We start from the raw sequence: 21,761 nt of genomic DNA, 5'->3' as shown, positions 1-21,761 counted from the left end.
CCGATGCCGAACTGGATCGACCGCCTGCGCCGCTGGGCGCTGCCTGCCCTGGCCACCCTGGCCGTGGCCGGCTGCGCCCGCACCGAACCGGGCACCACCACCGTGCGCTTCTGGGCGATGGGCCGCGAAGCCGAGGTGGTCAGCGAGCTGATCCACGAGTTCGAGGCCGAGAATCCCGGCATCAAGGTGGATGTGCAGAACATCCCGTGGACCGCCGCGCACGAAAAGCTGCTGACCGCGTTCGCCGCCGATGGCCTGCCGGACGTGTGCCAGCTCGGGAACACCTGGGTGCCGGAGTTCGCCGAACTCGATGCATTGACCCCGCTGCAGTCGTTCGTGCAGCGCTCCACTGTGGTCGATCCGAAAGATTACTTCCAGGGCATCTGGGATACCAACGTGATCCACGGCGAGCTGGTCGGCGTGCCGTGGTACGTCGATACGCGCCTGATCTACTATCGCAAGGACCTGCTGGCCAAGGCCGGCTACGACCACCCGCCGCGTACCTGGGCCGAGTGGGACGAGCAGATGGCGGCGATCAAGCGCATGCAGGGCCCGAACCGCTACGCAGTGCTGATGCCGATCAACGAGTTCGAGCAGCAGCTGTCGCTGGCCCTGCAGCAGCCCGACCCGCTGCTGCGCGACGACGATACCCGCGGCAATTTCGCCAGCCCGGGGTTCCGCCGCACGCTGTCCTTCTACGCCAACATGTTCGAGCAGGGCTGGGCGCCGAAGATGTCCGAGACGCAGATCTCCAACGTCTGGGATGAATTCTTCCGCGGCTTCAACGTGTTCTACATCTCCGGCCCCTGGAACATCCGCGAGTTCAAGAAACTGCAGCCGAAGGAACTGGAAGGACAGTGGGGCACCGCTGCGCTGCCGGGGCCCGACGGTCCGGGCGCGGGCATCGCCGGCGGCACCAGCCTGGTGATCTTCCGCAAGTCGCAGCAGAAGCAGGCGTCCTGGAAGCTGATCGAATTCCTGTCGCGCCCGCAGATCCAGGCGCGCTTCCATTCGATCATCGGCGACCTGCCGCCGCGCCGCAGCGCCTGGAACGCGCCGTCGCTGGCCAACGATCCGCTGGCCGCCGCGTTCCGCGATCAGCTGGAGCGGGTCAAGCCGACGCCGAAGGTGCTCGAATGGGAGCGCATCGTGCAGGAAATGCGCATTGTCACCGAGAAGGTGGTGCGCGGTGGCCTGCCGCAGGACAAGGCCGTGGCCGAACTGGACCAGCGCGTGGACAAGGTGCTGGCCAAGCGCCGCTGGATGCATGAACAACAACGCCTGCAGGAGCGCGCGCCGTCGCCGCAATCGAGCAGCGCAGTGGCCGCCGGGAGCGCGCAATGAAACGTACTTCGCTGGCCGGCTGGATCTTCGCCGGCCCCTCGCTGATCGTGCTGGGCGTGTTCTTCGGCCTGCCGGTCGCCTCGGCGCTGGCACTGAGCGTGACCGACTTCGACCTCTATGCACTGGCCGACAGCAGCAACCTGCGCTTCGTCGGCCTGGGCAACTACATCGACCTGCTGCAGACGCCGATGTTCTGGAAGTCGCTGTGGAATACCACCTACTTCGTGCTGATCGGCGTACCGTTGTCGATCGGTGTGTCGCTGGGCGCGGCCATGCTGCTCAACGCACCGGCCGCACGCTTCAAGGCCCTGTTCCGTACAGCACTGTTCGCGCCGGTGGTGACCACGCTGGTGGCGGTGGCGGTGATCTGGCGCTACCTGTTCCATACCAGCTATGGCCTGGTGAACTACGGGCTGGGCCATCTGGGCATCAGTCCGATCGACTGGCTGGGTGATCCCAACTGGGCGATGCCGACCATCATGCTGTTCGCGGTGTGGAAGAACTTCGGCTACAACATGGTGATCTTCCTCGCCGGCCTGCAGGCGATCCCGCATGACCTGTACGAAGCCGCGCGCATCGACGGCGCTTCGCGCTGGAAGCAGTTCCTGCACATTACCCTGCCGATGCTCGGCCCGGTACTGCTGGTGGTCGGGGTGATCACCGTGTCCGGCTACTTCCAGCTGTTCGCCGAGCCGTATGTCATGACCCGCGGCGATCCGCTGCAGAGCACCGTCAGCGTGCTGTATTTCATGTTCGAGGAAGGCTTCAAGTGGTGGAACCTGGGGCGCGCCTCCGCGGTGGCGTTCCTGCTGTTCCTGATCATCCTGGCGGTGACCACCGTGATGCTGCGTTTCGGCCGCAAGAGGCAGTTGGTATGAGTCGTGAAATCGGCCAGTCGCGCTGGTATCCGTGGATGATCAATGGTGCGTTGCTGGTGCTGGCCCTGGTCAGCCTTGCACCGCTGCTGTGGATGCTCTCGGTCTCGTTCATGCCGCAGGGCGAGGCCAGTCATTTCCCGCCGCCACTGCTGCCTTCGAGCATCACCACGCACAACTACCACGAGCTGTTCGCGCGCACCGGCATGGGGGGCAACTTCGCCAACAGCCTGCTGGTGTCGCTGGCTATCACGCTGGGTTCGCTGCTGCTCAACACCATGGCTGGCTACGCCTTCGCCAAGCTCAACTTCGTTGGCCGCGAACGCCTGTTCCAGGTGCTGATGGCAGCGCTGGTGATTCCGGCGCAGGTGGCGATGCTGCCGCTGTTCCTGCTGATGAAGCAGCTGGGCCTGGTCAACAGCTTTGGCGGGGTGATCGTGCCAGCGCTGGCCAGCGTGTTCGGCATCTTCCTGGTGCGCCAGTACGCGCGTTCGATCCCGGACGAGCTGCTTGAAGCGGCCCGCATCGATGGCGCGGGGGAGCTGCGCATCTTCTTCCAGATCGTGCTGCCGATGCTCAAGCCGGTACTGGTGACCCTGGCGATCTTCACCTTCATGGGGGCATGGAACGATTTCATGTGGCCGCTGATCGTGTTGACCGACCAGGAGCACTACACTTTGCCGGTGGCGCTGGCCACCCTCTCGCGCGAGCACATCATGGACGTGGAAATGATGATGGCTGGCGCGGTGGTCACCGTGGTCCCGGTGCTGGCACTGTTCCTGGTGCTGCAGCGGTATTACATCCAAGGTCTGTTGCTGGGGAGCGTCAAGGGATGAAGCGAGCGATCGCCGTTGGACTGGGCCTGTTGTGGACTTCCCTGGCGATCGCCGCACCACCGGCACTGCCGGCGCCGAAGGTACTGGACGATTTCGACGACATCGGCGCCTGGAAGCTGGTGCTGTCCGACCAGGTCAGCGGTTCGCTGCGTCCGGTGAGCGGTGCCGGTGGCGGCCGCGCGCTGTGCCTGGACTACGATTTCCACAAGGTGTCGGGCTACGTCGGCATCCGCCGCGCGCTGGGCATCGAGTACCCGGCCAACTACCGCTTCGGCTTCCAGCTGCGGGGAGATTCGCCGGGGAACGACCTGCAGTTCAAGCTGATCGATGCCAGCGGCGATAATGTCTGGTGGGTCAACCGTCCGGGCTACAGCTTCCCCAAGGCGTGGACGCCGGTCGAATACCGCCGTCGCCAGATCGACAAGGCATGGGGGCCATCGCCGGAGAAGGAGATGGCGCGCAGCGCTGCGGTCGAGTTCACGATCTACAGCAAGGTCGGCGGCCGCGGCACGGTGTGCTTCGACAAGCTGACCCTGCAGGGCCTGCCGCCGCAGGATGATTCGGCGCTGGTGCCATCGGTGATCGCCGACACCGCCACCGCGCTGCAGGACCGGATGATCGACGGAAAGAGCGATACGTTCTGGATCAGTGGCGGGGTCAAGCAGCAGACCATCAGCCTGGACCTGCACAAGAGCCGCGAGATCGGCGGCGCGGTGATTGACTGGCTGCCGAACCTGGAAGCCAATCGCTACACCGTGCGGACGTCCGAGGATGGCCGGGACTGGCGCACCGTGCGCGAGGTGACCGGCGGTGCGGGCGGCCGCGACTGGCTGGCGCTGCCGGATACCGACGCGCGCTACGTGCGCTTCGATCTACACGATGGCCCGAACTGGCGCTATGGCATCCGTGACATCACGCTCAAGCCGCTGGCGTTCGCGGCCACGCCGAACGCATTCCTGTCCTCGGTGGCGGCCGACCTGCCGCGCGGCTCGCTGCCCCGTGCATATGTGGGCGAACAGCCGTACTGGACCCTGCTCGGCCTCGATGGCGGCCAGGAGCAGGCACTGATCAGCGAGGACGGTGCGCTGGAACCGGCCAAGGGCAGTTTCAGCATCGAGCCGTTCATCCGCGTGGACGGCAAGTTGCTGGACTGGTCGACAGTGGCCATCACCCAGTCGCTGCAGGATCGCTACCTGCCCATCGCCAATGTCGACTGGGTGCATGAGAAGGCCGGCCTGGCGGTAACCAGCTTCGTGCAGGGCACGCCGGAGCGCGCGCAGCTGATCGGCCGCTACCGGTTGAGCAATCCGGACAAGGTGGCGCACGAGTACACCCTGGCGCTGGCGATCCGGCCGTGGCAGGTGAACCCGCCGACCCAGTTCCTCAATACCGTCGGCGGCTTCAGTCGCATCGATGCGCTGGATGTGGGCGAACAGCTGGTGCGCATCAACGGTGAGCCGCGCATCTATCCGTTGCAGGTGCCGGATGCGCGCTTTGCCAGCACGTTCGATGGCAAGCTCGACGCGATGCATCTGGCCTCCGGGAAATACCCGGCCAGCACGGCGGTGAAGGACAGCACCGGCATGGCGTCCGGTGCGCTGCTGTATACGATCAAGCTGGAGCCTGGCCAGAGCCGAGAAGTGGCGGTGGTGTTGCCACAGACCGGAGGCTGGGCGCCGCAGGCGCTGGATGTGGCCAAGGCGCAGGCACAGGTCGCAGAGCAGTGGCGGCAGAAGCTGGGGGGGGTCTCGTTGCAGGTACCGGCTGCGGGCCAGGCACTGGTCGATACCCTGCGCACCGCCGTGGCGCACATGCTGATCTCGCGGGTCGGCCCGCGCCTGCAGCCGGGCACGCGCTCGTACGCGCGCAGCTGGATCCGCGATGGCGCGATGATTTCAGAGGGCCTTCTGCGCATGGGGCGCAGTGATGCGGTGCGTGATTACATCAACTGGTATGCGCCTTATCAGTTCGAGAATGGCAAGGTGCCGTGCTGTGTCGATGCACGTGGCAGCGATCCGGTGCCCGAGAACGACAGCCATGGCGAGCTGATCTACAGCATTGCCGAGTATGGGCGCTATACCGGTGACAGCACCTTCGCCGAACTGATGTGGCCGCATGTGCAGGGCGCCTACAACTACATGGAGCAGCTTCGCGCCAGCGAGCGCACGGACGAGAATCGGGCGCGCAATCCGGCGTTCTACGGGATGATGCCGGCCTCGATCAGCCACGAAGGCTATTCGGCCAAGCCGATGCATTCGTACTGGGACAATTTCTGGGCCTTGCGCGGCTACAAGGATGCGGCATCGCTGGCGGCCCAGCTGGGCAAGGTCGAAGCCATGCAGATTGCCGAATCGCGTGACCAGTTCCGTGATGACCTGCAGGCCTCGCTGCTGTCGGCGATGCAGCAGCACAACATCGATTACCTGCCGGGCTCGGCCGAGCTGGGCGATTTCGATGCGACCTCGACCACCATCGCGCTGGCTCCGGGCGGTGAACAGGGGCGCCTTCCGCAGCAGGCGCTCGATGCCACTTTCGAGCGCTACTGGAAGGAATTCGTGGCCCGTCGGGACGGCAAGCGCGAGTGGAAGGACTACACGCCCTACGAGTGGCGCAACGTGGCCGCCTTCGTCCGCCTTGGCTGGCGCGATCGCGCCTGGCAGGCGACTGAGTTCTTCTTCAAGGACCGTGCGCCGCAGGCCTGGAACCAGTGGGCCGAAGTGGTCTCGCGCACGCCGCGCAAGCCGTTCTTCGTCGGTGACCTGCCGCATGCCTGGGTCGCTTCGGACTTCGTGCGCTCGGCCCTGGACATGTTCGCCTACAGCCGTGACATGGACGATGCGCTGGTGTTGGCCGCCGGCATTCCGACCGCCTGGCTGCAGGGCGAGGGCATCGCTGTGCAGGGCCTGCGCACGCCGCAGGGCCAGCTCAACTACCGCCTGCAGCGCAGCGACAAGCAGCTGGTGCTGGAGGTGCAGCCGGGCCTGGTGCCACCGGTCGGTGGCGTGGTCTTGCCGTGGCCGTACGCCGGTGATCCGGGCGAGGCGACCATCAACGGCGAAGCGGCCGAATGGACCGACAGGGAACTGCACGTGCACCAGCTGCCGGCGCGGGTCGAGATCGATGTACCGGGCGCGGTGCGCCGCGCCGAGCGCAAGGGGCAGTAACGATGAAGCAGCAGGGGGGAAGGGTGCGCACGGCCGTGCGTGCCCTGGGACTGGCCATTGCATTGGCATTGCCGGGTGCCGTGATGGCAGCCGTGCCAACCGCCGCGACAGCGGCTGACATCGCCAGCGCACCAGGCATGAGCATGGTGACCTTCAACCTGCATCACGACCGCGAGGACTGGCCGAGCCGCCGCCGCACCATCCTGGCCGAGCTCAAGCGCCTGCAGCCGGATGCGGTTGCCCTGCAGGAGGTGATCCAGCGCCGCAACGTGCGCAACCAGGCGCAGTGGCTGGCCAGCCAACTCGGCTACAAGTACGTGTTCGTGTCCACCGATCCGGTGGGTGCGCCGAAACGTTACGGCAATGCGCTGCTGACCCGGCGGCCGATCCTCGCCCAGGGTGAGCACCTGCTACAGCCGCTGGACGACTACCGGACGGTCGCCCATCTGCGCATCAATGTGGACGGCAAGGCGGTCAACGTCTATGCCACCCACTTCAACGAGCGCAGCGACGAAAATGGCCAGCGCATCCGTCGCACCCAGGTCGAGGACCTGCTGCGCTTCATCGCCAGCACCTCAGCCGGCGCACCGGTGGTGATCGCGGGCGACTTCAACGCGCTGGTCGATGCCAGTGACCTGAGCGAGCTGCGCAGCCATTACGGTGACAGCTACGGCAGCGTGCACGTCAACACCGACCTGGCCGGGGTCAGTACGCTGAACAGGCACTACTACCCGGTGGCCTCGCGGATCGACCACATCTTCTTCCAGCAGGACGCGATGGTCGCACGTGAGGCCAAGCTCCTGTTCGACCAGCCCGATGACAGCGGTCGCTGGGCCTCGGACCATTATGGCGTGTGGACCCGCCTGCAATTCGCTCCGGCGCACTGATGTCCTGGTAGGTGCCACCTTTGGTTGGCACGGACGTGTCCGCGTTCGCTCCAACAACGGCGCCGACCAGGGTTGGCCTCTACCAGAGCGCTGCACGCGCCCGGCGCACAAACAGAAACGGCGGGGATCATCGATCCCCGCCGTTCTTTCACGCGATCAAAGCGCGATCAGTTCGCCGGCGGCGTGCGCTTGGCGCCTTCTTCGTCTTCTTCGTCGGCCTTGGCTTCGGCCGCCTGGGCTGCCGCTTCGGCGTGGCCATCGGCGACCGGATCGATCGACGGTGTCACCACTGCATCGGCGACCGGGGCCGCAGCTTCCACCGGTGCAGCTTCAACTGCCACCGGAGCGACCGGCTGTTCGGCCACCGGCGCGGTCTCGACGACCGGCTTGGCTTCAACCACCGGAGCAGCCTCAACGATCTCCGGCTTGGCTTCTGCCACCGGAGCGGCTTCGGTAGCGGCCGGCTTGGCTTCAGCCACCGGTGCAGCCTCGACTGCCGCCGGCTTCGCTTCGATCGCCTGAGTGACTTCAGCCACCGGGGCTGCTTCCACCGCGACCGGCTTTGCTTCGACCGCCGGTGCGGCAACAGCCACCGGTTGCGCCGGGGTTGCTGCGTCGATGGCATCGAGCATGCTGGTCTGCACCGGCGAGGACACCGGCTCTGCCTTGGCTGCGGCTTCAACCGCCGCCGGCACTTCGGCGGTGATCGGTGCGGCAGTCTCGACCACGGCGCTGCTCACCACCGCCACCGGTGCGGCGACAGCAGCGGCGGCAGTACGGACCGGCTTCTCGGCTTCGACAGCAACCGGTTCGGCTTCGTCATCGAAATCGAATTCCGGCTGCGCACGGGTCGGCTGTGCGGCGGCGACCGGAGTGGCCGGGGCGGCACTGTCGACGTTCGGCTCGACGCCCTCGGCGTCATCACCCTCGTCACCCTCGTCCTGGTCATCGCCCAGGCCGTCACCACCGGCAGCGTTCTCGGCGCCACCGCGACGACGACGACGGCCGCCACGACGGCCGCGACGGCGGCGGGTTGCACCTTCGCCAGCCTGCTCGCCATGGGCGTCGGCTGCAGTCTCTTCACCGGCAACCGCAACCACTTCGGCCTCGCCGGCAGCGGTCTCGACCGGCACTGCGTCCACCGGAGCGGCGGCCACCGGGGCAACCGGGGCGACCGGTGTAGTGGCTTCCTGCGCGGTCACCACGTTGGCGGCGACGGCGTTGGCGGCCACAGCTGCTGCCGCGGTCACACCTTCAACCGGGGCTTCGGCGACGCTGCGCTGCGGCTTCTCGGCCGGCTTGTCACCGTCCTGCTGCTGGCGCGGCTGCTTGGGCTGCTTCAGCTTCGGCTGGTTCTGGTTCTGGTTCTGGCCCTGCTGCTCGTTGCGCGGCTTGTGCTGCTGCTGCGGCTGCTGCTGGCCATCCTTCTGCTGCGGTTCTTTCTGCCTGCCCTGCTGTGGCTGCTGCTGGGCATTGCCGTTGTTGCCGTTGCGGCCGTCCTTGTTGCGCTGCTCACCACGGTCCTTGCGGTTGCCGCCATCCTTCTGCTGCTGCGCGTTGCCGTTGCCACCGTTGCCACGGTTTTCGTCGCGACGGTCCTTGCGATCCTTGTTGCGATCCTTGTTGCGGTCCTTGCGACCACCGTCCTGCTGCTGGCGCGGAGCCGGGGCGGCCGGAGCCGGCGCCGGCGCCGGCTCGCCACCGAACACGCGCTTGAGCCAACCGATCACGCCGCCGCTCGAAGCCGGCGCCACTGGCGCTGCCACGACCGGAGCCGGAGCGGCTGCAGCCGGAGCCGCTTCCTCGCGCACCGGGGCGGGAGAGGTGTGCTTGACCTGGGTCACCGCCGGCGGCGGGATGTTCAGCTGGCCCTTGGTCAGGGCGTGCACCGGCAGCTTGCGCGGGGTGCCGCGCTGGTAGCTGGGCTTGCTGCTCTCTTCACCGAGCTCGTTCTCACGCAGGCGGGTGACCGCATAGTGCGGGGTGTGCAGCTGCTCGTCGGCGACGATCACGATCGGCGCTTCGTGGCGTTGCTCGATCTCGCGCAGGGCGCTGCGCTTCTCGTTCAACAGGTAGTTGGCGATCTCCACTGGCGCCTGGACCAGCACCTGCCCGGTGTTCTCCTTCATCGCGTGCTCTTCGGCGACGCGGATGATCGACAGCGACAGCGACTCGACGCTGCGCATGCGGCCGTGGCCGTCGCAACGCGGGCAGACGATCTGGCTGGATTCGCCCAGGCTCGGGCGCAGGCGCTGGCGGCTCATTTCCAGCAGGCCGAAGCGCGAGATGCGGCCGACCTGCACGCGGGCACGGTCGTACTTCAGCGCGTTGGCCAGGCGATTCTCGACCTCGCGCTGGTGCTTGTTGGAGGCCATGTCGATGAAGTCGATCACCACCAGGCCGCCCAGGTCGCGCAGGCGCAGCTGGCGGGCCACTTCCTCGGCCGCTTCCAGGTTGGTCTGGAACGCGGTGTCCTCGATGTCGCTGCCCTTGGTGGCGCGCGAGGAGTTCACGTCGACTGCGGTCAGTGCTTCGGTCTGGTCGACCACGATCGAGCCACCCGACGGCAGGCGCACGTTGCGCTCGTAGGCACCTTCGATCTGCGACTCGATCTGGAAGCGGTTGAACAGCGGGATGTCGTCCTTGTAGTGCTTGAGCTTGCGCAGGGTCTGCGGCATCACCTGCTGCATGAACTCGCGGGCGTGCTCGTACATCTCCTCGGTGTCCACCAGGATCTCGCCGATGTCGGCGCGCAGGTAGTCACGCAGGGCGCGCACGATCAGGCGCGATTCCTGGTAGATCAGGAACGGGGCCGGCTTGCTCAGTGCGGCTTCGGCGATGGCGCGCCAGACGTTGAGCAGGTAGTCCAGGTCCCACTGCAGCTCTTCCGCATCGCGACCGACGCCGGCGGTACGGATGATCACTCCCATGTCGTCGGGAATGTTCAGCTTGTCCAGGGCCTCCTTCAGCGCGGCACGGTCTTCGCCCTCGATGCGGCGGGACACGCCGCCGGCGCTGGGCGAGTTCGGCATCAGCACCATGTAGCGGCCGGCCAGCGAGATGAACGTGGTCAGGGCGGCGCCCTTGTTGCCACGCTCTTCCTTGTCGACCTGGACAACGATCTCCTGACCTTCCTTCAGCAGCTCGCGGATGCCGGCCTTGTTGTGGTCGACACCGGCCTGGAAGTAGTCACGGGAGATTTCCTTCAGCGGCAGGAAGCCATGGCGGCCACCGCCGTACTCGACGAAGGCGGCTTCCAGCGAGGGCTCGATGCGGAAGATCCGGCCCTTGTAGATGTTGGACTTCTTCTGTTCCTTCGACGGCTGTTCGATGTCGATGTCATACAACGACTGGCCATCCACGATGGCAACACGCAGCTCTTCAGCCTGCGTGGCGTTGATCAGCATTCGCTTCATTGTTGCGTTCCTCGCAAGCGGCTACCGCGCGGAACGCCATGGGGTTTCGCCTCTGGACACGGCTCGCCGCCCATTCGCGCAAGCGCGGGGAGGGCGGCTTGGGTTTCCAGCGCTACGACACCACGGCAGGCCGCGGGAGCGCTTCACTCTTATGGGTTTTGGGTGTTGCAGGGCCGCAGGCAGCTGTCAGCCAGGCTGGAGCGCCACGCGGGACATGTTCAGCACGGTTGCGTGTCAGGCATCCGGCGATGGCCGGGAAGGCCGGTGAGCCGCTAACATGGCCGCCCCGCGGGCGGTGGTCGCGCACTGTGCCGGATTCGTCGGAAGCTGGGCTTCTGGCCCTGAGTAACTTCCAACGAAATCAATCCCTTATCTCGCCCCCCGAGTGTAACAGAATAAACAGCCTGATGACCGCCCAAGACCCGACCAAACCCGCTGGCGACAAGCCTTCCGTGCGCATGATCACCGTTCCCGCCGACCGCGCCGGCCAGCGCCTGGACAACTTCCTGCTCGGCCAACTGAAGGGAGCCCCGCGCAGCCTGGTGTACAAGCTGGTGCGCAGCGGGCAGGTTCGGGTGAACGGCGGCCGCGCCAAGGCCGAGCGCAAGCTGGAGGCGGGCGATGAGGTGCGTGTGCCGCCGGTCCGTCTCAGTGAGGAAGGAGACAAGGCCGGCCCGCCAGAGGCGTTCATGCGGCGCCTGGAGCAGGCCATCGTCTTCGAGGACGCCCGGCTGCTGGCCCTGAACAAGCCCTCCGGCGTGGCCAGCCATGGCGGCAGCGGCATCAGCTTCGGTGCCATCGAGACTCTGCGCGCCTTGCGCCCGGGACAGACACTGGAGCTGGTCCATCGGCTGGATCGCGACACCTCGGGCCTGCTGATCGTGGCCAAGAAGCGTTCGGCGCTGAGCGAACTGCAGGCGCTGTTGCGTGAAGACCACGGCGCCGGCATCCGCAAGCGCTACCTGACCCTGCTGGCCGGCCGCATGCCGGACGGCGTGATGACCGTCGACGCGCCGCTGCACGTGGGCCTGCGCCAGGGCGGCGAGCGCCATGTACAGGTCAACGCGATCGGCAAGGAATCGATCAGTCACTTCCGGGTGCTGGAGCGCCGCGGCGGCCATTCGTACTGCGAGGTGCGCATCGAAACCGGCCGCACCCATCAGATCCGCGTGCATGCCCAGCATCTGGGCCATCCGGTGGCCGGTGACGACAAATACGGCGATCCTGCGGTCAACAAGCGGCTTCGTGAGCAGATCGGGCTGAAGCGCCTGTTCCTGCACGCGGCCTCGCTGGAGTTTGCACTGGACGACGGCAAGAGCCCGTATGTGCTGAACGCGCCGCTGGCGGATGAGCTGGTCGAGGCGCTGGACCGCCTGCGCTGACGGCGGTTCGGCGGCGCCGGGTGCTCGGTCGGCGCCGTCGCTTCCCTGCGGAGAGTGGGCTTGTCACTTTCTTTGCTCGTGCAAAGAAAGTAACCAAAGAAACACGCCGCCATCCGCGAGCCGGCGCCGCGCGCCGGTGCCCTGCGCTCCTCGGTCCGCCGAGGGACGGCGCGGAACTCGCTGCGCTCAGACACCCGCGCCTCTTCGCCCTCGCCGGACCTGCGGTGCTCGGCTCGCTACAAGGCGGACCCGGACATCCGCAGCGTAGGCCCATACCCGCCCGTGACCTCTCGATACTGTGGGACGTACCAGCCGCGAAGGGGCTCAGCCCGTCGGCCGCAAACCCCTCACCATTTGAACAGCACCAGGCTGATCGCCAGCGTGCCCATGCCGGCCACGAGCCCATAAACGGTCTCGTGGCCCTTCGCATAGCGCTTGGCGGCCGGCAGCAGCTCGTCCAGTGCCAGGAACACCATCACGCCGGCAATCAGCCCGAACACCCAGCCGAAGGTGGCGTGCGACAGCGACCCGGACAGCAACCAGTAGCCGAGCGCCGCGCCCACCGGCTCGGCCAGGCCCGACAGCAGGCTGGCGCTGAATGCATAGGCCTTGTTCTGGGTGGCGAAGTACACCGGCACCGCGATCGCGATGCCCTCGGGGATGTTGTGGATGGCAATCGCAAAGGCCAGTGGCATGCCCACCGACGGGCTTTCCAGCGTGGCGAAGAAGGTCGCCAGCCCTTCCGGGAAATTGTGCGCGGTGATCGCGACGGAAGTCAGCAGCGCCACCCGCTTCAGGTACTCGCGGCTGTTCTCGCGGAACGCGGGATCCTGCTTGTCCAGGCTGTCATGCGGGTTGGGAATGAAGTGGTCGATCATCACGATCACGATCACGCCCAGCAGGAACGCGAGGGTGCCGTAGGTGAAACCGGTGCGCTCGCCATGGGCCAGTGCGAACGAAGCAATGGACTTGTTGAGGATTTCCGACAGCGACACATAGACCATCGCGCCGCCGGCGAAGGCCAGGCCGAAGGCCAGCAGGCGCGGGTTGGGGCGGCGCGAGAACAGCACCAGCAGGCTGCCGATCGCAGTGGCGAGGCCGGCCGCGAGGGTGACCGCCAGCGCAATCCAGATGTTTTCGGCGGGAATCTGCAGCATCTACCGACGCAGTCCTGGTCAACAGACAACCGCCCCGGACAGGACCGGGGCGGCGAGGGCGAGGCGGGCGCCGGCTGGCCTCGTCGGGTTGCGTGCGATCAGCCGCCGCGGCGCAGGCGCTCTTCAATGGCGAAGCACTGGTCCGGCTTCGGCTGCGGCGGGTTGAAGCTGACCGGCACCTGGATGGTGGCCGGCACCGGCTGGCCATTGCGTGTCGCGGCCTTGAACTGCCAGCCCTGCACGGCGGTTTTGGCCAGTTCGTCCAGCTGCGGGTTGCCCGCGCCAGTCAGCAGGGCGACCTCGCTCGGCTTGCCGTCGGTGCCGATGGTCACCTTGAACGTACTGGTGCCGCCCACGCCCATGCAGGCCAGTTCAAGCGGGTACTGCGGCGGCGGCGTCTTCACTGCTGCGACTTCGGTCGGCGGTGGCGGCGGTGGTGCCGGCGGTTCGGACGAGCCGCAGCCGGCCAGGCCGGTCGCAGCGATCAGGGACAGGCTCAGCAAGCGTACGTTCATGGCAGTTGCTCCGTCAGGGCCGAAGTCTTTGCCGCGCAGATGAAGTCGTTCTCGCTCAGACCGCCCACGTCATGGGTGGAAAAGCGCACGACCGCGCGGTCGTAGTGCACGCCCAGGTCCGGGTGGTGGTCCTCGCGATGGGCAATCCAGGCCAGCGCGTTCACGAAGGCCATGGTGGCGTAGTAATCCTTGAAGCGGAAGGTGCGCGTCAGGGCCTGCCCGCCCTCGCTCAGCTCCCAGCCGGGAACCTGCGGCAGCAGTTCGGCCAGGCGGGCTTCGCCGAGCTTGTGGTCGCTGCCTTTGCGTGGCACGCAACGGGCCTGGGCCAGTGGAATCAGGTCGGCCATGGGAATCTCCACCTCGTGTTGACTGAACAATGCGCCGGACGGTGTATAAACCGAATGAGCGGCTGACGCTTACTTGGCTAGAATAGCCTGATGATCCAGATCTCCGACACTGCCCAGACCCATTTCCGCAAGCTGATCGAACGCGAGGGCGTGCCTGGCATGGGCGTGCGCCTGAGCGCGGTCGACCCCGGTACCCCGCGCGCCGACGCCCGGCTGGAATTCGCCGAACCCACCGACCTGCTGGGCGACGAGTGGGCGGTGGACTGCGATGGCTTCACCCTCTATGTCGATGCCGGCAGCGTTGGCTGGCTCGACGGCGCAGAGATCGACATCGTCGCCGGCACCGCCGGTGCCCAGCAGTTGACCATCAAGGCGCCGCGCATCAAGGGTGAAGCGCCCGGTGATGCGGCCTCGCTGGTCGAGCGCGTGCACTGGGTGGTGGAGAACGAAGTCAATCCGCAGCTGGCCTCGCATGGCGGCAAGGTGGCCGTGCAGGAAGTCTCGGCCGACGGCGTGGTGCTGCTGCGCTTCGGTGGTGGCTGCCAGGGCTGCGGCATGGCCGACGTGACGCTCAAGCAGGGCATCGAAAAGACCCTGATGGGCCGCGTGCCGGGCGTGACCGCCGTGCGCGACGCGACCGACCACGACAGCGGCCACGCGCCGTACATTCCGCGCGACAACGTCGCCTGATCGCTGACGCGTGCCTCTGACCCGGGCCGAGCAACTCATCGATCTGCTGCTGGCCCGCCAGCAGCCCCGCGCCGTCCTTGAGAAGACCACGCGCCTGCCTTATGGCTGGGCGTTGTGGCTGCGCTCGCTGGGGCCGCTGCCGCGGCCGTTGCATGCCGGCGAAGTAATTGCGGTGTTGCTGCCGCGTCCGCTGCCCGGCCGGCCAGGCCAATCGCCGCAGCTGTCGCTGTGGCAAGCGTTGCGCCGTCTGTTCTGGCAGGACTGGGACGCTGCGCCGCGCGACCAGCGCTGGATGCGCTGGACCTCGGCACTGATCAGCGCACTGCTGCACCTGCTGTTCTTCATGCTGCTGCTGTGGGTGGCGGTGATCCGCACCACTGCGCCAGACGAAGAGGGTGCCGAGGGTGAGCGCGTGCAGGTGGAGTTCGTCGGCCGCGCGACCCAGGAAGGCGGGGGCGATCAGCCAGGCGCCGAAGTCGCTGCGGCCGCTGCGGCAGGTCGGGTTGCGACGGGGCAGCAGACGGGTGCCGCCACAGCTCCTGCCCCGCACCCGGCGGCTGCCGAAGCCGCCGCATCTTCCCCTGCATCCGCGCCGACCGCCAGTGTTCCTCCGCCGCCTGCCGAAGCCGAGCCGGCGCCGGTTGCCGCGCCGCCGCCTTCGCCGGTCCAGGCCACCGAGGTGGCGCAGGCCAGCACGGATTTCGTGGTGCCGCCGGTCAGCGTGCCTCGAACCGAAGTCAGCGTCGTACCGCGTGACAGCACGCCCGTTGTGCGCGAGCGCAGCGTGCAGCCGGTGCAGGCGCCGCCGACGCCAAGCCAGATGCGCAGCCCGGAACTGGCCGTGCGCACGCCGCAGGTGCGTGACATCCAGGTGCGCGAACGCGAAGTCAGCATCGTCGAAGCGCCCGTCGCACCCAAACCGCTGCGCAGCCCTGAAATGCAGGTGCGCGTGCCACAGCAGGACGTGCAGGTGCGTGAACGTGAAGTGCAGGCCGTGGCCGATCCGCAGGTGCGGATGGCGGCGGTGGCCGGGCGTGAGCCCGCCGTACGCGCGCCCACCGGCCGTGATGTACAGGTGCGGGAGCGTGAAGTGGCCCCGGCACCGGCGGCGGCACCGGCATCCTCCAGTGGCAGTGCCTCCGTGACGCCTGCGGCTGCGGCGCAAGGCAGCGCGGCGCAGACGAGCAGCAGCACGCGTCCGTCGGCCTCCAGCAGCACGGCAAACGCCGGAGCGCGCCCGGCGCGCAATCCAGGCAACTGGGCCACGCCTGCCAAGGGCGACGACTGGGGTTCATCCAGCCGTAACCGTAACGGTGCCAGCAGTGGCGCCCGCCAGGCCAGCACTGCCGGCAAGGGCAATGGCCTGTTCAATGCCGATGGCAGCGTGCGCGTGCCGGGCCAGGACGGCGATGGCCACGCCGAGCGCGGTGCGCCCGGTGGCGCCAACGACGGCTGGAGCAAGGAGCGCATCGCGCAATCGGGCACCTGGCTGAAGCGCCCGCCCTACGACTACACGCCGACCTCGTTCGACAAGTACTGGGTGCCGCAGGAATCGCTGCTGGCCGAATGGGTGCGCAAGGGCGTCAAGGCGATGGAGATTCCGTTGCCGGGCACCAACTCGAAGATCTCCTGCGTCATTTCGATCCTGCAGGCCGGCGGTGGCTGTGGCCTGACCAACCCCAACATGCAGGACCAGCCGGCCGTGGCACGGCCGCCGCCGGACATTCCGTTCAAGAAGGAACTGCAGGAAGACAACGGGAGCCGCTAGGACGGCGCATCCACGCATGGCGTGGATCTACTGTGCATCCAGCTGCGCCGGGTAGATCCACGCCATGCGTGGATGATCCATGGGGGCACGCCAATGCCGACCAAGGTCAGCCTCTATCAGGGCGTTGCCCTTACGCGCTCTGTGACAGGAACACCCAGAATGGCACATCGCGACCGACCCAATCGCGGCTGGCTTCATCCATCACGTCCAGCAGGGTGTCGAAGTCCTTCTGTGCGTTGGCACGCAGTGCATCCACGTCGGCCAGGAACAGCGCGTAGCCGTTGGCTGGCAGCCATTGCAGATCACGCAGGTTGTCCGACAGTGCATCCCAGTTGCCGCCGAAACCGGCCGGGAAATCCAGTTGCGCGGCGAGCCGGGCGAGCAGGGTGCGCTTGTCCGTCACGCCTTCCAGATCGATGCGGATCACCTTGAGGCTGGCATCGCGCATTGCTGCGGCCAGTGCGCCGATGTCATCGCTGTCGATGGCATAGACGCCGGCATTGTTGATGTCATGCAGGCCGAGGCCGAAATCATCGTGGCTCATCACTGCGCTCCCTGGGCCGGTACGGTGAAGCTGCGGAACGATTCGTAGTGGTCGTCGGTGTAGTACCACGCCTCCGGCGGATCGCCGCCGGTGACGATGCGGCGCGTGCCACGCGTGCGTGCACCGGGGGTGTCGACGGTGTACTCGCGGTAGTAGCCACGCGGACGTTGTGGCAGCTGCTGCTCGCGGTTGCCGAAGGTAGTGCCGTCCTGGCGGTGCGGGAATGGACCGCCTCGCTGGATCAGGGCAATGGTCTGGCGTGCTTCGGTGGGCAGGAACGCGGGCAGGCCGTTGTCCCGTCCGGGCGTTGCCGTGGCAGGGGCCCGTGCGGTCGGTGTTCCCTGCAGGTCCGGTGCGAACTGTGGCGCCGGCGGCCGCTGCAGGAAATGGTTGGCGACCAGGCCGAGCAGCAGCAGGGCGATGGCGGTGATCAGCAGCCGGGGGTTGCGCATGGGCAGGGGCGGGCGAGGGTGGTACATGCACTGTAGCGCCTGCGCGCTGCATGGCGCATGAGGAGGGTGCCGCGTCACTGCTGCGTAACAATTGCCGTCGTGCTCACTGGCAGGACGCAATTTCCTTTACATCCCCCTTGGTAATCTGCGGGTCTGTCCCCATCATTCACGCGCACCGCCCGACATCGTCGGGTGCCCTCGCAATCAGGAGATGCATCATGGCCTACACCCTGCCCAAGCTGTCCTACGCCTACGACGCGCTGGAGCCGCATATCGATGCGGCGACGATGGAAATCCATCACACCAAGCATCACCAGACCTACATCAACAACGTCAACGCGGTGCTGGAAGGCACCGAATACGCTGACCTGCCGGTCGAAGAGCTGGTGAAGAAGCTCAAGTCGTTGCCGGAGAACCTGCAGGGTCCGGTGCGCAACAACGGTGGTGGCCATGCCAACCACTCGCTGTTCTGGACCGTGATGGCCCCGAACGCAGGTGGCAACCCGGTGGGTGACGTGGCCAAGGCCATCGACAAGGACCTGGGCGGTTTCGACAAGTTCAAGGACGCCTTCACCAAGGCGGCGCTGACCCGTTTCGGCAGCGGCTGGGCGTGGCTGAGCGTGACCCCGGACAAGAAGGTGGTGGTCGAGAGCACCGGCAACCAGGACAGCCCGCTGATGGAAGGCAACACTCCCATCCTCGGCCTGGACGTGTGGGAACACGCGTACTACCTGAAGTACCAGAACCGCCGCCCGGAATACATCGGCGCGTTCTTCAACGTCATCGACTGGAATGAAGTCGAGCGCCGTTACCAGGAAGCGATCGCCTGATCGCGGTGACGGGATGAGTGGAAAGGCCGGGGGAGACCCCGGCCTTTTCTGTTGCAGGATCCCGGCACGACCTATTCCGCCGTGGCCGTAGCGTCCTGCAGGCGCAGGGTTGCCAACACGCCCAGGCGCAGTCCGGGCAGGTCGCCGTCGGCGGGCAGCAGGATCGGCTGCTGGCGGATGCCGCCGAAGTGCTTGACCTGGAACAGCACGTCCAAGCCGTGGCCACTGGCGCCGCCGCCACTGGCCGCAGGCGGCTCGGGGCGGCCGCCGGGATTGCGCCGTGCCGGCTGGAAGCCGGGCGTGCTCCGCACCAGCTCCACCGTGCTGGCCGAAAAGTCGCCCGCGATCAGGCTCGGCATGCCTTCGGCGGTGGCGCCGATCCAGGTCATCAGGTCGCTGGTCTGGTGTTGGCGGGCAGTGGCCTCGTCCGGGTCCGGGCGCAGCCGCGCCACATAGATGTTGACCAGCGCCTCGCCCAGCTTCAGCCGCATCATGCCGGCCGCACTGAAGGTGCCGGGAGGATGCAGCAGGGTCACGCCGTCCTCGCTCACCGGCAGCCGGGTCAGCATGGCGTTGCCATGGCGCAGTGGCTGGCTGGGTGGGTCGGCGGTGACGAAGTCGCAGCTGTAGCGCAGCCGGCTGGCCAGCCAGCAGGCCGGGTTGCGGCCTTGCTGCTGCAGCACCTGCTGCACCGAGATCACGTCCGGCTGCAGGTCGGTCAGCAGTTGTGCGACCTGCTCGCGGCGCTGCTTCCATTGCGCGTCATCGCGGCTGGGCAGCTCCAGCGCGGCTACCGTCAGCTGCCGAGGTTCGCTCTCACTGGCAACGGCGGCCGGCGCCTGTGGTCGTGCCTGCGCCTGCAATGCCAGCAACAGCGCAAGGCAGCTGAGCAGGAGGCGGGCGGGGGCGAGGGGGCGCATAACGATAAGTTTACGCTTTTGCCGTGCAGGTGCCGTGACTTCCGGCAGGGCCTGCACTGCCTGCCACGGATTGGCACCGTTGTCATGCAGCCCTGCAGCGTGCTTCGCAAGCCCCGGTTCCGGTAACCTTGCGCCTTTCGCTTTGCAGGAATGCCTTACAGGATGAGCCACGACGCAGTCGCCCCCATCGCCGGCCAAGGAAAGATGCCGCGCCAGATTCCGTACATCATCGGCAATGAGGCCTGCGAACGGTTCAGTTTCTACGGGATGCGCAACATCCTGGTGCAGTTCCTGATCACCTCGCTGCTGCTGCAGGAAATCACTGCGGAAGGCCGTGCCGGTGAAGCCAAGGACATCATGCACAGCTTCATGATCGGCGTGTATTTCTTCCCGCTGCTCGGTGGCTGGCTGGCCGACAGGTTCTTCGGCAAGTACCACACGATCCTCTGGTTCAGCCTGGTCTACTGCGCCGGCCACCTGTGCCTGGCGCTGTTCGAGAACAGCCGCGAGGGCTTCTTCCTCGGCCTGGGCCTGATCGCGCTGGGTGCCGGTGGCATCAAGCCGCTGGTGGCCTCGTTCATGGGCGACCAGTTCGACCAGAGCAACAAGCACCTGGCCAAGATCGTCTTCGACGCCTTCTACTGGATCATCAACTTCGGCTCGCTGTTCGCCTCGCTGCTGATCCCGCTGGCACTGAAGAACTGGGGGCCGCAGTGGGCGTTCGGTATCCCGGGCATCCTGATGTTCATTGCTACCTTCGTGTTCTGGCTGGGCCGCAAGCGCTACGTGCTGGTGCCGCTGCCGCCGAAGGATCCGCATTCGTTCGCCAACGTGGTGCGTACCGCGCTGACCACGCGCGTGGCCGGCCAGGGCCGTCCGGGCCTGGTGATCGCCGTGCTCGGCCTGGCGCTGGCGGCGGCCTCGTTCGGCCTGGTCGGCTCGCTGGGCATCGTGATCTGCCTGTGCCTGGCGCTGGTGGCCATCCTCGCCGGCATCGGTGGCGGTACCTGGTTGCAGCTGGACCGCGCCCGTGGCCAGCATCCGGCCGAAGCCGTGGAAGGCGTGCGCTCGGTGCTGCGCGTGCTGGTGATCTTCGCGCTGACCACGCCGTTCTTCTCGCTGTTCGACCAGAAGGCCTCGACCTGGGTCCTGCAGGGCCAGCAGATGCAGATGCCGAGCTGGTTCACCGCCTCGCAGATGCAGGCGCTGAACCCGCTGCTGGTGATGATCCTGATTCCGTTCAACAACCTGGTGCTGTACCCGGCCCTGCGCCGCTTCGGCTTTGAGCCGACCGCGCTGCGCCGCATGACCGCCGGCATCGCCTTCAGCGGCCTGGCCTGGATCGTGGTCGGCGGCATCCAGGTGGTGATGGACGGCGGCAACGCCATGTCGATCTTCTGGCAGATGCTGCCGTATGCGCTGCTGACCTTCGGTGAGGTGCTGGTCTCGGCCACCGGCCTGGAGTTCGCCTACAGCCAGGCGCCACAGGCGATGAAGGGTGTGGTGATGAGCTTCTGGAACCTGACCACCACCATCGGCAACCTGTGGGTGCTGCTGTCGAACGCTGCCGTGCGCAACGATGCCGTGACCCACAGGATTGCCAGTACGGGCCTGAGCGAAGCGGCGTTCCTGATGTTCTTCTTCGCCGGTTTCGCCTTCGTCGCGGCGTTGGCCTTCGGTTGGTACGCGAAACGCTATCGTATGGTCGACAACTACCGTAGCGCCTGAGCCTGACATGACCCCCGTCAATCTGCTGTTGATCGCCATCACCGCCATCCTGTCGTGGATGGCGTTCAACAACCGCAAGCTGGCCGATCGCCTGATCCTGTGGCCGCCGGCCGTCGACCGCCATCGCCAGTACGACCGGCTGGTGACCTATGGCTTCATCCACGCCGACTGGTCGCACCTGATCTTCAACATGATCACCCTGTTCTTCTTCGGGGGATTCATCGAGAGCGTGATGGTGCAGCTGACCGGCAGCTACCTGACCTACCCGGCGTTCTACATCGGCGCGCTGCTGGTCTCGATCCTGCCCAGCTACTTGAAGAACCAGAAGAACCCGAACTACCTCAGCCTCGGGGCATCCGGTGCGGTGTCGGCGGTGCTGTTCGCCTTCATCCTGATCAAGCCGTGGTCGATCATCCTGGTGTTCTTCATCCCGGCACCGGCGATCATCTATGCCGCGTTCTACGTCGGCTACAGCATCTGGATGGACAAGCGCGGCGGCGACCGCATCAACCACAGCGCGCACCTGGCAGGTGCGGCGTTCGGCGTGATCTTCATGCTGGCCATGCAGCCGAGCATCTTCAACCACTTCCTGCGCGAACTCTCCAACCCGACCTTCCGCCTGGGCGGCTGAAGCGTGCCGGGGTCGGATCCTGTGGATCCGGCCCCGGCGTATCCGGTTTCAGGCCTGGGTCGTGTGGCCGTAGGTATCCAGCAGGCGGGCGAATACTTCCTCGCCGATGCGCTGGAAATCCTGATCCTCGGTCTGCCCTTCCACCGCCAGTTGCAGCAGGCCCTCCAGCAGGGCGCGGTCGGTATCGGAATGGGAATCGCTGGCGTGCATGGGAGCCTCCACGGTGGTGCGCATGATCAACGGTCGCAAGGGTCGTGCCAGCCTGGCCGTACCCC

19 protein-coding genes are annotated in these 21,761 nt (G+C 66.7%); 11 read left to right on the top strand and 8 right to left on the bottom strand.

Annotated features, from left to right (window positions below):
* The first annotated feature begins 3 nt into the window (after window positions 1-3).
* The 5 genes from A7X97_RS10870 to A7X97_RS10850 are packed head-to-tail and all read left to right on the top strand — an operon-like array spanning window position 4 to window position 7,106.
* Entirely contained in the window at window positions 4-1,344 is a 1,341-nt protein-coding gene (locus A7X97_RS10870) for a sugar ABC transporter substrate-binding protein (RefSeq protein WP_088496672.1), read from the top strand.
* Window positions 1,341-2,222 carry a carbohydrate ABC transporter permease gene (locus A7X97_RS10865; RefSeq protein ID WP_005410323.1) on the top strand — a complete coding sequence of 294 codons (882 nt, stop codon included), beginning with the start codon at window positions 1,341-1,343 and terminating at the stop codon, window positions 2,220-2,222. The genes A7X97_RS10870 and A7X97_RS10865 overlap by 4 nt, the downstream gene beginning before the upstream one ends.
* Window positions 2,219-3,055: a carbohydrate ABC transporter permease gene (locus tag A7X97_RS10860; protein WP_005417620.1), complete on the top strand. Its 837-nt coding sequence runs from the start codon at window positions 2,219-2,221 to the stop codon at window positions 3,053-3,055. The genes A7X97_RS10865 and A7X97_RS10860 overlap by 4 nt, the downstream gene beginning before the upstream one ends.
* A complete protein-coding gene (locus A7X97_RS10855) occupies window positions 3,052-6,219 on the top strand; it encodes a discoidin domain-containing protein (RefSeq protein WP_088496673.1) in 3,168 nt (1,055 codons plus the stop codon). Before A7X97_RS10860 ends, A7X97_RS10855 begins: the two co-directional genes overlap by 4 nt.
* A gap of 2 nt (window positions 6,220-6,221) precedes the next feature.
* A complete protein-coding gene (locus tag A7X97_RS10850; RefSeq protein WP_032954315.1) occupies window positions 6,222-7,106 on the top strand; it encodes an endonuclease/exonuclease/phosphatase family protein in 885 nt (294 codons plus the stop codon).
* Window positions 7,107-7,273: 167 nt separating this feature from the next.
* Here A7X97_RS10850 and A7X97_RS10845 read toward each other — a convergent pair whose 3' ends face one another.
* Window positions 7,274-10,522, bottom strand: a complete 3,249-nt coding sequence (locus tag A7X97_RS10845) for an Rne/Rng family ribonuclease (protein WP_088496674.1) — start codon at window positions 10,520-10,522, stop codon at window positions 7,274-7,276.
* Between the two features lie 407 nt (window positions 10,523-10,929).
* On the opposite strand from A7X97_RS10845, the gene A7X97_RS10840 reads away from it, so the two are divergent.
* Window positions 10,930-11,904 (top strand): RluA family pseudouridine synthase, encoded by a 975-nt coding sequence (locus tag A7X97_RS10840; protein ID WP_031269982.1) that lies wholly within the window; start codon window positions 10,930-10,932, stop codon window positions 11,902-11,904.
* A gap of 347 nt (window positions 11,905-12,251) precedes the next feature.
* Here the strand turns inward: A7X97_RS10840 and zupT are convergent, their stop codons facing one another.
* The 3 genes from zupT to A7X97_RS10825 form a co-directional block, all read right to left on the bottom strand.
* The gene (gene zupT, locus A7X97_RS10835) at window positions 12,252-13,061 is read right to left on the bottom strand and encodes a zinc transporter ZupT (protein WP_088496675.1); all 810 of its coding nucleotides are present in this window, start codon (window positions 13,059-13,061) and stop codon (window positions 12,252-12,254) included.
* A gap of 98 nt (window positions 13,062-13,159) precedes the next feature.
* Window positions 13,160-13,576, bottom strand: coding sequence for an energy transducer TonB (locus A7X97_RS10830; RefSeq protein ID WP_005417613.1), 417 nt, complete (start codon window positions 13,574-13,576; stop codon window positions 13,160-13,162).
* The gene (locus A7X97_RS10825) at window positions 13,573-13,923 is read right to left on the bottom strand and encodes a 4a-hydroxytetrahydrobiopterin dehydratase (RefSeq protein WP_021203009.1); all 351 of its coding nucleotides are present in this window, start codon (window positions 13,921-13,923) and stop codon (window positions 13,573-13,575) included. Before A7X97_RS10825 ends, A7X97_RS10830 begins: the two co-directional genes overlap by 4 nt.
* 90 nt (window positions 13,924-14,013) lie before the next feature.
* Here A7X97_RS10825 and A7X97_RS10820 point away from each other — a divergent pair, with 90 nt between their 5' ends.
* Both A7X97_RS10820 and A7X97_RS10815 read left to right on the top strand, forming a co-directional pair.
* Window positions 14,014-14,613, top strand: coding sequence for an NfuA family Fe-S biogenesis protein (locus A7X97_RS10820; RefSeq protein WP_049417239.1), 600 nt, complete (start codon window positions 14,014-14,016; stop codon window positions 14,611-14,613).
* Window positions 14,614-14,623: 10 nt separating this feature from the next.
* Window positions 14,624-16,381, top strand: a complete 1,758-nt coding sequence (locus A7X97_RS10815) for a dermokine domain-containing protein (RefSeq protein ID WP_088496676.1) — start codon at window positions 14,624-14,626, stop codon at window positions 16,379-16,381.
* 130 nt (window positions 16,382-16,511) lie between these two features.
* On the opposite strand, the gene A7X97_RS10810 is transcribed toward A7X97_RS10815, so the two are convergent.
* Window positions 16,512-16,925: a barstar family protein gene (locus A7X97_RS10810; RefSeq protein ID WP_088496677.1), complete on the bottom strand. Its 414-nt coding sequence runs from the start codon at window positions 16,923-16,925 to the stop codon at window positions 16,512-16,514.
* Window positions 16,925-17,377: a guanyl-specific ribonuclease gene (locus A7X97_RS10805; RefSeq protein ID WP_061478000.1), complete on the bottom strand. Its 453-nt coding sequence runs from the start codon at window positions 17,375-17,377 to the stop codon at window positions 16,925-16,927. Before A7X97_RS10805 ends, A7X97_RS10810 begins: the two co-directional genes overlap by 1 nt.
* Before the next feature lie 218 nt (window positions 17,378-17,595).
* On the opposite strand from A7X97_RS10805, the gene A7X97_RS10800 reads away from it, so the two are divergent.
* Window positions 17,596-18,207: a superoxide dismutase gene (locus tag A7X97_RS10800; RefSeq protein ID WP_088496678.1), complete on the top strand. Its 612-nt coding sequence runs from the start codon at window positions 17,596-17,598 to the stop codon at window positions 18,205-18,207.
* Between the two features lie 71 nt (window positions 18,208-18,278).
* On the opposite strand, the gene A7X97_RS10795 is transcribed toward A7X97_RS10800, so the two are convergent.
* Window positions 18,279-19,127, bottom strand: coding sequence for an endonuclease/exonuclease/phosphatase family protein (locus A7X97_RS10795; protein ID WP_072168362.1), 849 nt, complete (start codon window positions 19,125-19,127; stop codon window positions 18,279-18,281).
* A 162-nt stretch (window positions 19,128-19,289) separates the two neighbouring features.
* On the opposite strand from A7X97_RS10795, the gene A7X97_RS10790 reads away from it, so the two are divergent.
* Together A7X97_RS10790 and A7X97_RS10785 are read left to right on the top strand one after the other, a co-directional pair.
* Window positions 19,290-20,855, top strand: a complete 1,566-nt coding sequence (locus A7X97_RS10790) for a POT-type proton-dependent oligopeptide transporter (RefSeq protein WP_061477998.1) — start codon at window positions 19,290-19,292, stop codon at window positions 20,853-20,855.
* Window positions 20,856-20,862: 7 nt separating this feature from the next.
* Window positions 20,863-21,486, top strand: a complete 624-nt coding sequence (locus A7X97_RS10785; protein WP_005417591.1) for a rhomboid family intramembrane serine protease — start codon at window positions 20,863-20,865, stop codon at window positions 21,484-21,486.
* Window positions 21,487-21,534: 48 nt separating this feature from the next.
* Here the strand turns inward: A7X97_RS10785 and A7X97_RS21910 are convergent, their stop codons facing one another.
* Window positions 21,535-21,696 (bottom strand): hypothetical protein, encoded by a 162-nt coding sequence (locus A7X97_RS21910; RefSeq protein ID WP_162911592.1) that lies wholly within the window; start codon window positions 21,694-21,696, stop codon window positions 21,535-21,537.
* Between the last annotated feature and the right edge of the window lie 65 nt (window positions 21,697-21,761).

Source organism: Stenotrophomonas sepilia, assembly GCF_003244875.1.
In the GTDB taxonomy this organism is placed as follows: Bacteria; Pseudomonadota; Gammaproteobacteria; order Xanthomonadales; family Xanthomonadaceae; genus Stenotrophomonas; species Stenotrophomonas sepilia.
The sequence above is the reverse complement of the archived record's forward strand: the minus strand, read 5'-3'. Positions and strand labels throughout refer to the sequence as shown.